Below are 11,654 nucleotides of genomic sequence, written 5' to 3' on the forward strand. Positions count from 1 at the left end.
GTCGGGGATTGGCGGAGAGCGGCACAGGGATGTGCCGCGACGGCGCGTCAGACAGGATGTCTGCCGCGCCGAAGAGCCGATCCCCGGCCGGGCTGCCGCCTCTCACCGAAGCCAGTGGCTAACAGGCAGGTGCCTCGGTCCCCGTATCAACCGGAGAGCCGTACCCTCACCCCAACCCCTCTCCCGGGGGAAAAGGGGCTTGATGCATCGCACCCCTTTCAAGAGCCAAAGCCGCATTGTTAGGCAGCACCTCGTTCGCTACTCCAACGCAGCGTTCATCGGCGTTGTCTTCGGCACACCGCGCGCACGTCGTACCAGCGCCGCTGCGCCGCTGCTCATGTCGTCAAGGATCGCGTAGATCGTCGGCAGGAACAGCAGGCTCACCACCGTCGAAAAGGCCAGGCCGCCGGCAATGGCACGCGCCATCGGGAAGTACGGCGGACCGTCGTTGAACATCGTGGTGCTGGTCAGCGAGATCGGCACCATCGCCAGGATGGCGGTACCCATGGTCATCATGATCGGCCGCAGCCGCTCGCGTGACCCCTCCACCAGCGCCTGCGTGCGCCCCATGCCGCGGCGGCGCAGATTGTTGATGTGCTCGATCATCACGATGCCGTTGTTCACCACCACGCCCATCAACACCAGGATACCGATGAAGGACATGATTCCGAACGCAGTGCCGGTGATCCAGAACAGCCAGAACACCCCGAAAATGGAAAACAGCACGCCGCTCATGATCGCCGCCGGGAACAACAGCGACTCGAAGACGGCGGCCATCACCACGTAAATCATCACCAGCGCGATCACCAGGTTGAACACCATCTGGCCCATCGCCTCGCCATCGTCCTGGTAATCGCCGCCGTCGAAGGTGTAGCTGTAGCCAGCCGGGAAACGCATCGCCTTGAGCGGTTTTTCCATCGCAGCGCGCGCCTCCGGCACGGTGACCTTCTCCGCCAGGTTGGCCTTGATGGTCAGCGTGGTCTGCCGATTGGTGCGACCGATCTGGGTGGCGGCCGGACGAATCTGCACCTCCACCAGGCTCAGCAACGGCACGCTGCGGCCATCCTTGGTGCGCACCGTAAAGCTGGCCAGGTCTTCCGGCTTGCTCTGTTCGGCACCGGCAAAGCGCACCCACACCGGCACCTCGTTGTCGCCACGCCGGAACTCGCGCAAAGGCGTGCCACGCAACGCCAACCCGACGAAGCTGGCCACCTGCTCGGCACTGAAGCCGAACGCCGCCGCCCGCTCCCGATCCACCCGAATTGCCAGTTCGCTGGTGCGATCACCGGTGTCCACATGCACGTCGCGCAATTCCTTGCGTTGTGCCAGCAGCGGAATCACGTCGTCGGCCAACGCCTTGAGCGCGTCGGTCGAATCGCCGACCAACTGCACCTGTACGCCTTGATTGCCGCTGCCGCCGTCGCCCTGATTGCCGATGCTGTAATCGGCACGCGCAGACCGCGGCAGCTCCTTGCGGATCTGTTCCAGCAACGGCGGCAGGTCCTTGACCTTGCTCGCATCGAAGGTCACCACGGTGTTGCTGCCTTCCACCTCGCTGAACCACGAATAGATCTGCGTGATGTGGTATTTGGCGCGATTGGCTTCGAGATAGTTTTCCACCCGGCCGATCTCATCGCCCAGCTGCTCGCGCGTGTACGAGCCCTTCCACTGATACTGGATATAGGCCTCGTTGCCGCCATCGCCACCGAACATGTCGACCTTGGTCAGCTTCATCGGCACCAGACTGATCGCACTGACAAGAATGATTCCGGTCACGCTCCAGCCGCGATGCGCCAGCGTCCATGCCAGCACGCGCGCGTAACGCCGCTGCAGCCGCGCGATCACGCCGCGCTCGGAGGTCACCATCGGCGGTGTCTTCATGCGCGCCGACAACATCGGAATGAGGCTGATCGCCACCAGCCACGACGCCAGCAGCGACACCGAAATGGTGATCGCGATCTGCGCCATGAAGATGCTGATGTTGTTGGTCTCGCCGAACAGGTTCGGCACGAACACGATGCAATGGCAGAGCGTGCCGGCGCTGAGCGCGATCGCCACGCTACGCGTGCCCAGCAGCGCCGCCAGTTGCGGCTGGCCGGGCATGCGTTCGCGCTCCTGGTAGATGCTTTCCACCACCACCACGGCGTTGTCGACCAGCATGCCGACCGCCAGTAACAGGCCCATCATGGTCAGGATGTTGAGCGTGACACCGACGAAATACATGAAGCCCAGCGTGATCGCAAAGCAGATCGGGATGGCCAGCGTCACCATCAGCGTGGAGGGCCAGTGCCGCAGGAAAAAGAACAGCACGGTGATCGACAGCAGCAACCCCACCGCGCCGGCTTCGGCCAGTTCGGCCAGCGACGAGGTCACCGCCTTGCCCTGATTGTCGATGACCTTGACCTGCACATCGCGCATTGCCGGCTCGGCGCGGATGTCCTCGACCTCCTTCAAGGCCAGCCGCGAGACGTCCACCAGGTTGGCGCTGCGCTCCTTGTAGATGTCCAGACCGATCGCCGGCCGCCCATCGAGCCGGCGACCGTAGTTCATGCGGGTCGGCTTCAGGCGCACCTGGGCGATATCGCCCAGGCGCAGACCCTTGGCGTTGAGCACCAGCTCGCGCAATTCCTGCAGATCGCGCAGTTCGCCGATCGGCTGCACGCGGATGCGCTGGCCGTTGTCGTCGATCTGGCCGGCAGATACCGAGAAATTGAGCTTGCCCAGCCGCTCGCTCAGGTCGTTGAGGCTGAGGTCGTGTGCGGTGAGGCGGTCCGGTGCGATGGCGATTTCGACTTCGTTCGGCGGCGCGCCGGAAATTTCCACCTTTGCTACGCCGGGAATGCGCTCGATGCGCCGCTTGAACTCGCGGTCCAGCATGTCATAGGCGCCGGTCAGGTCGGTCTGGCTGGCCAGGCGCACCTTGAGCACCGGCTCGTCGCTGCTGGACCACTTGAAGATATGGAAGCGTTGCAGATCATCCGGAAAATCGTCGCGGATGGCATCCAGACGTTCGCGCGCGTCCGAGGCGGCAATGGCGATGTCGCGATCCCAGTCGCTGAACTCGATAAAGATATTGGCGCCATCGGCAGTGGCCGTGGAGCGCATGCGCTTGATGCCGGTCATCGTCGCCAGGGCTTCTTCGGCCGGCCGCACCAGGTTGCGCTCCACCTCATCCGGGGTGGAGCCGGTGTACGGCAGCTGCACGAACAGGAATGGCGCGGAGATGTCCGGCAAGGCTTCCAGCGGCAGCCGGAACGCGGCGATCAAGCCCACCACCACCAACGACACGAAGCACATGATGGTGGTGACCGGCCGGCGGATGCTGAAGGCGGCAACGCTCATAGCGCCTCCAGTCCGTCGGTATGGCCACCGGCGGGCGCCTCGCGTCGTGCCATCCGCCGGCCACGCTCCAGGTAGTAGGCATCGGCACGCCGGTCCAGCAGGTCGTACACCACCGGTATCACCAGCAAGGTCAGCAGCGTCGAGACCAACAGGCCGCCGATCACGGTGATCGCCATCGGTGCGCGCACCTCCGCGCCCTCGCCCATGGCCACTGCCAGCGGCAGGAAGCCGAACAAGGTGCACAAGGTGGTCATGATGATCGGACGCAAGCGCGAGCGTGCGCCTTCGATCAATGCCTCGCGCTTGGGCACGCCGTCTTCGCGCAGCTGGTTGACCTTGTCGATCAGGATGATCGCGTTCTTGGTCACCAGCCCCACCAGCAGGATCAGGCCGATGAACACCACCACCGAGACAGGCTTGCCGGTCATCAGCAGCGCCAGCACCGCGCCCACCATCGCCAGCGGGATGGTAAACAGGATGACGAACGGATGCAGCAGCGATTCGAACTGCGAGGCCATCACCAGATACACCAGAAAGATCGCCAGACCGAACGCGAACAGCAGCGACTTGACCGACTGCGCCAGTTCCTCGCCCTGCCCACCGATGTGCATGCCCACGCCGGCAGCGAGCGGGTCCTTGCGCACCATCGTCTCCACTTCGCGCACCGCACCGCCCAGGTCGATGTCCTTCAGGCTGGCCGACACGATCGCCACGCGGGTCTGATCCGCGCGATGGATCTCGCTCGGGCCCGTCGTCGCCAGCACCTCCGCAACTGCCGCCAGGCGCACCGGCCGGCTGCTGCCGGGGTTGACGATCAGCTGGCGAATCGCCTCCACGCTGGCGCGGTCGCTATGCTGCGCGCGCACCAGCACATCGATCTTGCGATCGCGGAAGCTGTAGCGCGTGGCCACATCGCCGCGCACCTTCTTGACGATGACATCGGCGATCTGCCGCGTGGTCAGCCCCAACGCACCGGCGCGCTCCTGGTCGAAGCGGATCTGGATTTCCGGGAAGCCTTCCTCCACCGTGGACTTCACGTCCGCATAGTGGCCATTGGCGCGCAGCATCGCCGCCAGCTTCTGTCCGGCCTGTTCCAGCTCGCCCAGATCCTGCCCGCGCAGTTCCACTTCCAGCGGCGTCGAAAAACTGAACAACGCCGGCCGCGCGAAATCCACCTGCGCACCCGGATGCCCGGCCATGCTGCTGCGCAGCCGCTGCGTGGCGGCGGCTTCCACGTCCGGGCTGCCGCCGCCGGCCATCACCACGGTGAGCTTGCCGATGTTTTCGCCGCTCTCGGTGGGATTGGCATCCAGCCGCGTGCCGCTGCCGCTGACGCCGTACAACGACGCAACGCCGGGGTCCTTGTCATGGGCCAGCTGCAGCTCGCGCACCAGCGCATCGGTCTGCGCCAGGGGCGTGCCGGACGGCAGTTTGACGGTCATTTCGAAGCGGTCCTGGGCCAGCTGCGGAATCAGGTCCGCGCCCAGCATCGGCACCAGAAAAACCGTGCCGATAAATGCGGCCGCTGCCAGACCCAGCACTAGGCCAGGACGCCTCAAGGCCGCCGGCAACATCGCCAGATAACCACGCTCGGCACGCCCATACGGCGCCATCGCCAGGTCGCTGGCCTTGCGCATCACCGGCCCCACCACCCGCGCAATGCCGCGCCACAGTTTGACCACCGCCCACGCTGTGCCGAAGAACGCATACCGCACGCTCGCTCCGGCCCCGCGCCGCCCGGCGGCCACCGGCTTGAGCCAGCGCTGCTCCGGCTGCCACTGCGGATGGCTCGGCTCATCCGGGAACGCCATCGGCGGCGCGCCCTTGAGCGAACTCAGCATCGGGATCAGCGTCATCGACACCACCAGCGAGATCGCGATCGCAATCGCCACCGTCAACGCCTGGTCGCGGAACAACTGCCCGGCAATGCCTTCCACGAACACCAGCGGCAGGAACACCGCAATGGTGGTCAGCGTGGAGGCCATCACCGCCATGCTGACTTCGCGGGTGCCGGCAATGGCCGCGTCCAGCACGCTCAAGCCGCGTTCGCGTGCCTTGGCAATGCTCTCCAGCACCACGATCGAGTCGTCCACCACCAGGCCGGTAGCCAACGCCAGCCCGCCCAGCGACATCACATTGAGGCTCAGCCCCAGCTGGCCCATGAAGAAGAACGTGGTGATGATCGACACCGGTAACGACAGGCTGATCACGAATGTGCTCCAGCCATCGCGCAGGAACAGGAAGATGATCAGGATCGCCAGCACGCCGCCGATCACCGCGTCTTTCTTGACGTCGCTGATCGCATGCTCGATGAAGTGCGATTGGTCTTCGATGGTGGTGATGTCCACATCGCCCGGCACCGTCGCCTTCAGTTGCTCCAGGCGCTTGCGCAGCGCCGCCGCCGTGGACACGGTGTTGGCGTCACCTTCCTTGTAGATCGCCAACTCCACTGCTTCCTTGCCGCCCAGGCGGATGATCGCCTCGCGTTCCTTGTAGCCCTGGCGCACCTGCGCCACATCCTTCAGCCGCACCGGCATGCCGCCGGCAATGCTGCTGCTGGACGCCGACGAAGTGCTCTGCACTTCGGCTGCAGCTGCAAGCGCTGCTTGCGAACCGGTGGACGCCGCAATGGCATACATCTGCTGCATCGCCGCTTCGGCCGCGCTGCCGCTGCTGCTCTGCGTGGTCACCAGCATGTTGCGGATCTCGTCCAGATCCACGAACTGGTTGACCGTGCGCACCAGGTAACGCTGCGAGCCCTCTTCCAGCCGGCCGCCGGAGATATTGACGTTCTCTTCTTTGAGCCGGGTGATCACGTTGTCGATGGGCAGATTGAGCTGGGCCAGCTTCTGCTGATCGATATCGACCTGGATCTCGTCTTCCAGCCCGCCACCGACCTTGACCGCGGCCACGCCGGCCACGGGTTCAAGTTTCTTTTTCAGATCTTCATCGGCGTAACGACGCAGCCCGGTGAGCTGGCGGATCGCATCGGTGTCGGAGGCCGGCGCCTGCTTGGGCGACAACGCCAGCCGCATGATCGGCTCGGTGGAAGGATTGAAGCGCAGCAACACCGGCGGCTTGGTTTCCAGCGGCAGCGACAAGGCTTCCATCTTGTCGCGCACTTCCAGGCTGGCCTGGTCCATGTTGGTGCCCCAGGCAAACTCCAGCACCACATCGCTCTGCCCGGTGCGCGAGATCGACTTGAGCTTGCGCAGGTTCTTGACCACGCCAACGGCTTCTTCCACCGGCTCGGTCACCAACGTCTCGATTTCCGCTGGCGCCGCACCGGTGTATTCGGTGCGCACGGTGAGCGTGGGATAGCTCAGGTCCGGCAGCAGATTGACCTTGAGGCTGCGCAGCGCGATCAGGCCGAACAGCAGCATGGTGACGGTGATCATGGCGATGGTCACCCGTCGCCGCGTGGCGAAGGCGACCAGGCCACCACCAGGCGATGGTGCATGCGGGTCGTGCACGGGACCGTGCGGGTTGCCGTGGTCACTCATGCGTGCGTCTCATCGCGTGCAGCAGCCGGAGCAGCGGCGACCGGCTTGCGATCGGGCTGGCCGATCACCTGCACGGCGGTGCCATCGCGCAGCGCCACCTTGCCGGCCGTCACTACCTGATCGCCCTCTTTCAAACCCTGGCGCACTTCCAGCCACGGCCCTTCGGCGTAGCCCAGCTTCACCGGTACGCGACTGGCCTTGCCATTGCGCACCACGAACACCGCCGGCTCGCCGTCGTCGAGCAACGCCAGGCGCGGGATCACCAACGCATCCTTGCGCTGGTCGTAATCGATGCGGATGCGCCCGAACATGCCCGGCTGCAGCGACTCGGCGCCCTTGCCGAACGCGCAGACCACCCGGAACGTGCCGCTGCCCGAATCCACTACCGGCGCAATGCGGTCCACCTTGCCAACGAACTGCTGGCCGGGCAGCGCATCGGCCAACAAGGTCACCGGCTGGCCGGATTTGAGCGTCGCCAGCTCGCGCTCGGGCACGTTGAGCGTGGCTTCCAGCTGCGAATCGTCGACGATGCGAAAGATCGGCGTGTTGATCTGCACGAAGTTGCCGGTCTTGATCGAACGCGAAGCGATCACCCCGGAAATCGGCGCCTGCACCGTGGTGTAGGACAGCTCCAGCGATGCCAGACGGTGCTGCGCACGGCTGTTTTCGACATCGAACTTGAGCTGGTCCACATCCGCTGCGCTCACCAGTTGCTGGCCCACCAACTGCGTGGCGCGGCGGTAGCTGTTTTCCAGCTTGCGCAGTTGCGCCTCGCTCTGTGCCACCGCCAGATGCGCGCGATCGGGATCCAGCCGCACCAGTGCCTGGCCGGCTGACACCTTCTGACCTTCTTCCACCAGTACCGCCAGCGCAACGCCCGAGGTCTTGGCCACCACCTGCGCTTCGGCGCGCGGCTCCAGCGCTGCGGTGCCGGTGTAACTGGCGGCCACCGCGCGCCGCGCCGCCTTGGCGGTCTCCACCGGCACCGCGTCCACGGTCTTCTTTTCTTCTGCAGCCTTGGCCTCGCTGTCGCCGGTCTTGCAACCGCCCAACAACAGGCTGGTGGAGATCAATAAGGCTAGCGCGCAGGTTCCGCTGCGGCCGGGCAAGAAGGGGAATGGCGACATCGTCGTGTCCTAGTGGATGCGTGAACAGGTGTTGTAGGCAAGTAAACCACCTGGGCACGTATGCCGCCAATGCGCCAAAGGTCATGGTCTGTTCAACTTCGCGTATTCACCCCGTTTGCGCCGCGCCAAATCGCAGGCATACTCGGTCCGGTTCCGTAACGCCCCCACGTGCGGACGCTCAATCAGTCTTCCGGATACGAAACCATGCGCCCGCAGCCGCTCGCCGCTTGTCTCGCTCTGGTCGTCTTCCTGCCGTTTGGGGGCGCATCAGCAACACCATCCGTCACGCCTGCAGCTCCGGCCACGCCGGCACCTGCCACGGCCGCCCCCGCACCCGCTGCACTGTCCGGCAATCCGTCCAACGGTCGCCTGCTTGCCTATACCTGCCAGGGTTGCCACGGCGTCACCGGCTACAAGAACGCCTACCCCAGCTATCGCGTGCCCAAGATCGGCGGGCAGTCTGCCCAATACCTGACGCAGGCGCTGACCGAGTACCGCCAGGGCAAGCGCAAGCATCCGACCATGCAGGCGCAGGCACAGAGTTTCTCCGAGCAGGACATCGCCGACATCTCAGCCTTTCTGTCCACCCTCAAATAAGCGCCCACATGCCGAACGCCCTGCACGCTCCGCGTCTAGCCATCGTCCTGGTCGCTGCCCTGATGGCGGCCTGCTCCCAATCCCAGGTCGAGTCCACCGATCACTCCGCCGGCGATGCCGGCCACGCCAGCGGCGAACATGGCTCGGGGTCCTCCGCCGGCCTGCCGACCGGCCGCGCCGATGCCGGCGACAAGCTGGCACATGCCAAGGGCAAGGCCACCGGCCAGAGCTGCGTTGATTGCCACGGTGCCGACGGCAACGCGCCAATCGACCCCAGTTATCCCAAACTCGGTGGCCAGTACGGCGACTATCTGGCGCATGCATTGCAGGCGTATCGCAGCGGCGACCGCCAGCATCCGTTGATGACCGCGCAGGCGACCGCACTGAGCGACCAGGACATTGCCGATCTCGCCGCCTACTTCGGCGCGCGGCAGACCCAGCTGCGCGACCTGCACGGCGTCAAGTGAGCCGGCGCGGCGCACGCGCGCCGTCTCATTCGGAATGAAAAAGCGCTTGCGCGAACATTCACAGGCCGCTATCATTTCGTTCTCAGTTTCGTGGGGCCATAGCTCAGCTGGGAGAGCGCCTGCATGGCATGCAGGAGGTCGGCGGTTCGATCCCGCCTGGCTCCACCACTTCAGACATTAGGCCGTCTGAAATGACAACTCAGGTTTTGATACGCGTCCCCATCGTCTAGAGGCCTAGGACACCACCCTTTCACGGTGGACACCGGGGTTCGAATCCCCGTGGGGACGCCAATCATCCAAAAGCCCCGGCAATGCCGGGGCTTTTTTTATGCGTTTTGCGTGCGCGTGTGACCGCAGGGCCGCGCGCTGCTGCGGGCGCGCTGCAGCCGTCCTGCGCCACGACGTGCATTCCGCTTCAGGGCCGCTTCGCCCTCGCGTACTTGTGAACTGATAACTGCCACTGCTCCGCGAAGGAGTACACGTGCCACCTCAGCGCGGGCGAACGCGCCGATGCCTCACCTGTGCAGATCGATCTTAGCTTCCTGCGCCAGGTGTCCACCGTCAGCTCGCTCTGAAGATCTGGCGGCAAGCACGGCATTGCAGTGGACACTGCGTAATGTCAACAAGCGCGTCGACGCATGATGCGGCGCGCCGTGCCACGAACGACGAGGCGCCCAGAATGCAAATGCGCCACTGATGGCAAGCCCGCGAAGAACGCAGAACGCAGCAGGCACTTTCGCGCGCGTGGCCATGCCGTCATCGACGCGCAACGATGGGCGCGCATCTTTTTTGCGCAGATCGCTTCCCAAAGTCGTTTTCAGTCGCTATGATTGCCGGCTCGCAGCAACGCGGGGCCATAGCTCAGCTGGGAGAGCGCCTGCATGGCATGCAGGAGGTCGGCGGTTCGATCCCGCCTGGCTCCACCATTTCGGACATTAGGCCGTCTGGTTTGGACAACGAGGTTTTGATACGCGTCCCCATCGTCTAGAGGCCTAGGACACCACCCTTTCACGGTGGACACCGGGGTTCGAATCCCCGTGGGGACGCCAATCATCCAAAAGCCCCGGCAATGCCGGGGCTTTTTTTATCTGACGATCGATGTCCCGCGAGCTGCAGGCTCGTCCCTCGCGTCCATGTTCGAAGACCTGGCGCCTGTGTGCATCCTTCACTCTTGCCTGCCTGCAGTGTGCACACGCATGCACATCCCGACGAGTACCGACGAGTACCGACGAGTACCGACGAGTACCGACGAGTACCGACGAGTACCGACGAGTACCGACGATCATTCGTGCGGCACGGGTAGCTTGCGCGACCTGCACGCACTGGATGCAGAAGCTTCAGGCCTGGCCATCATCCAATGCCTTACGGCCTTCGTGCGTCAGATCGATGTCGCCATCTTCGGCCTGGGTGGCATAGCCCGCACGTACCGCCCAGTTTCCCTCTTCGTCCGATACCGGCTTGGTGTCGTGGATGTCGCGAAGAATGCGCAATTGCTGCGAAGAATCGTAGTCCATGGAGGCCACCTGCTTGAAGGAGACCTCCACGGTACGCACCGTGCGTGATGGTTGCGTGCCTGCGCTGTTGTCGGCGGCGATGGACAAACACACCATTTCAGCGCCACACATGTGGTCGCCACACGCGGCGAATCGACGGCATGGGGCGAGGCGAATGAGGACGCACAATGCTTCGCCTGAAAGCAAGGTGCATTGCGTGAGCTGCCAAACGCAGCGGCGCCGCATATGCGGGCATCAAACAAGCGGCAGCACCAGGCCGGGTTCCAGCGCGATCAACACGCCGGGTGCACGCGCGGATAAAACGCCGCTGCTGCTGCGTGCGCTCCATCGCCAGACCGCCAATAGCAAAAAGCCCCTCCGGCGTTTGCCGGAAGGGCTTTGCTGAAACCGTAACATCCTGGTGCCGAAGGTGGGACTCGAACCCACACGCTTTTAAGGGCGGCGGATTTTGAGTCCGCTGCGTCTACCGATTCCGCCACTTCGGCGTGGCCGCGCAGTATAGCGACTTGAGAATGAAACGAACAGTGTCACAACGCGCCTGACGAATTCAGGTGCCTAAGGCGTCGGCGGCACCCTGCCTGGTCAGGGCCGATATACTGGCCGACTTGGTGAAGGAGTAAGCAATGTCGGTGTTGCGTGGAGTTCGGGTACTCGTGGTCGAAAACGATGACATGAATGCCATGCTGCTCGAGTTGCAACTGGTCCATGCCGGCGCGGCCGTCGCCGGCCCGGTCGGCGAAGTCCATCAGGCCCTGCGGTTGATCCAGGACGATGCGCCCGATATCGCCGTGCTGGACTATCGGCTGGGCAACGGGGAGACCAGCGAGCCGGTTGCGCGGTTGCTGTCCGAGCGCGGCATCCCGTTCGTGCTGGCCACCGGCGTCGCCAGTACCAGCATCCCTGCCGGCTTCGAACGCGGCGTGATCCTCACCAAGCCCTACCTCTCCGAAGAGCTGGTCAACGCTCTCCTGCGTGCCCGGCAGCTGAGCGGCGCCAGCAGCTGAGACGTGCGCCCTGCCCTGTCGCAGCCTGACCGATGATCGCGGCCCGGGTTGCCAGCCGACCGGTTGCCACTAAAATCCAGGCATCGAAGACGACAGGCGG

The 11,654-nt window shown here is 64.5% G+C and carries 7 protein-coding genes and 5 tRNA genes; 7 read left to right on the top strand and 5 right to left on the bottom strand.

Translation table 11 applies throughout. The features are described 5' to 3' along the window. Nucleotides 1-258 precede the first annotated feature (258 nt). The 3 genes from XnspCFBP7698_RS01365 to XnspCFBP7698_RS01375 are packed head-to-tail and all read right to left on the bottom strand — an operon-like array spanning nucleotide 259 to nucleotide 7,972. Nucleotides 259-3,342 carry an efflux RND transporter permease subunit gene (locus tag XnspCFBP7698_RS01365; RefSeq protein ID WP_104579654.1) on the bottom strand — a complete coding sequence of 1,028 codons (3,084 nt, stop codon included), beginning with the start codon at nucleotides 3,340-3,342 and terminating at the stop codon, nucleotides 259-261. Continuing rightward, nucleotides 3,339-6,845: an efflux RND transporter permease subunit gene (locus XnspCFBP7698_RS01370; protein WP_047694880.1), complete on the bottom strand. Its 3,507-nt coding sequence runs from the start codon at nucleotides 6,843-6,845 to the stop codon at nucleotides 3,339-3,341. The genes XnspCFBP7698_RS01365 and XnspCFBP7698_RS01370 overlap by 4 nt, the downstream gene beginning before the upstream one ends. Continuing rightward, nucleotides 6,842-7,972: an efflux RND transporter periplasmic adaptor subunit gene (locus XnspCFBP7698_RS01375; protein WP_199679999.1), complete on the bottom strand. Its 1,131-nt coding sequence runs from the start codon at nucleotides 7,970-7,972 to the stop codon at nucleotides 6,842-6,844. The genes XnspCFBP7698_RS01370 and XnspCFBP7698_RS01375 overlap by 4 nt, the downstream gene beginning before the upstream one ends. A 204-nt stretch (nucleotides 7,973-8,176) precedes the next feature. Here XnspCFBP7698_RS01375 and XnspCFBP7698_RS01380 point away from each other — a divergent pair, with 204 nt between their 5' ends. The 6 genes from XnspCFBP7698_RS01380 to XnspCFBP7698_RS01405 all read left to right on the top strand — a co-directional run bounded on the left by XnspCFBP7698_RS01380 (nucleotide 8,177) and on the right by XnspCFBP7698_RS01405 (nucleotide 10,085). After that, nucleotides 8,177-8,569, top strand: coding sequence for a cytochrome c (locus XnspCFBP7698_RS01380; RefSeq protein ID WP_104579655.1), 393 nt, complete (start codon nucleotides 8,177-8,179; stop codon nucleotides 8,567-8,569). Between the two features lie 8 nt (nucleotides 8,570-8,577). Continuing rightward, nucleotides 8,578-9,036 carry a cytochrome c gene (locus XnspCFBP7698_RS01385; RefSeq protein WP_039409014.1) on the top strand — a complete coding sequence of 153 codons (459 nt, stop codon included), beginning with the start codon at nucleotides 8,578-8,580 and terminating at the stop codon, nucleotides 9,034-9,036. A gap of 92 nt (nucleotides 9,037-9,128) precedes the next feature. Continuing rightward, nucleotides 9,129-9,204, top strand: a tRNA-Ala gene (locus tag XnspCFBP7698_RS01390). 47 nt (nucleotides 9,205-9,251) lie between these two features. Then, nucleotides 9,252-9,327, top strand: a tRNA-Glu gene (locus tag XnspCFBP7698_RS01395). Nucleotides 9,328-9,886: 559 nt separating this feature from the next. Continuing rightward, nucleotides 9,887-9,962: transfer RNA gene (locus XnspCFBP7698_RS01400), tRNA-Ala, on the top strand. Nucleotides 9,963-10,009: 47 nt separating this feature from the next. Continuing rightward, nucleotides 10,010-10,085: transfer RNA gene (locus tag XnspCFBP7698_RS01405), tRNA-Glu, on the top strand. 288 nt (nucleotides 10,086-10,373) lie between these two features. Here XnspCFBP7698_RS01405 and XnspCFBP7698_RS21685 read toward each other — a convergent pair. Beyond that, entirely contained in the window at nucleotides 10,374-10,661 is a 288-nt protein-coding gene (locus tag XnspCFBP7698_RS21685) for a hypothetical protein (RefSeq protein ID WP_199859845.1), read from the bottom strand. A gap of 287 nt (nucleotides 10,662-10,948) precedes the next feature. Continuing rightward, a tRNA-Leu gene (locus tag XnspCFBP7698_RS01415) sits at nucleotides 10,949-11,035 on the bottom strand. 138 nt (nucleotides 11,036-11,173) lie between these two features. On the opposite strand from XnspCFBP7698_RS01415, the gene XnspCFBP7698_RS01420 reads away from it, so the two are divergent. Next, entirely contained in the window at nucleotides 11,174-11,554 is a 381-nt protein-coding gene (locus tag XnspCFBP7698_RS01420) for a response regulator (RefSeq protein ID WP_039409661.1), read from the top strand. The last annotated feature ends 100 nt before the right edge of the window (nucleotides 11,555-11,654 follow it).

The sequence above is a fragment of the Xanthomonas sp. CFBP 7698 genome (genome assembly GCF_003600855.1).
Classification (GTDB): Bacteria; Pseudomonadota; Gammaproteobacteria; order Xanthomonadales; family Xanthomonadaceae; genus Xanthomonas; species Xanthomonas cannabis.

Bases quoted from the DNA above. Each gene is read 5' to 3' on its own strand.
- XnspCFBP7698_RS01365 (WP_104579654.1), bottom strand. From the start codon at position 3,342: ATGAGCGTTGCCGCCTTCAGCATCCGCCGGCCGGTCACCACCATCATG.
- XnspCFBP7698_RS01370 (WP_047694880.1), bottom strand. From the start codon at position 6,845: ATGAGTGACCACGGCAACCCGCACGGTCCCGTGCACGACCCGCATGCA.
- XnspCFBP7698_RS01375 (WP_199679999.1), bottom strand. From the start codon at position 7,972: ATGTCGCCATTCCCCTTCTTGCCCGGCCGCAGCGGAACCTGCGCGCTA.
- XnspCFBP7698_RS01380 (WP_104579655.1), top strand. From the start codon at position 8,177: ATGCGCCCGCAGCCGCTCGCCGCTTGTCTCGCTCTGGTCGTCTTCCTG.
- XnspCFBP7698_RS01385 (WP_039409014.1), top strand. From the start codon at position 8,578: ATGCCGAACGCCCTGCACGCTCCGCGTCTAGCCATCGTCCTGGTCGCT.
- XnspCFBP7698_RS21685 (WP_199859845.1), bottom strand. From the start codon at position 10,661: ATGTGTGGCGCTGAAATGGTGTGTTTGTCCATCGCCGCCGACAACAGC.
- XnspCFBP7698_RS01420 (WP_039409661.1), top strand. From the start codon at position 11,174: ATGTCGGTGTTGCGTGGAGTTCGGGTACTCGTGGTCGAAAACGATGAC.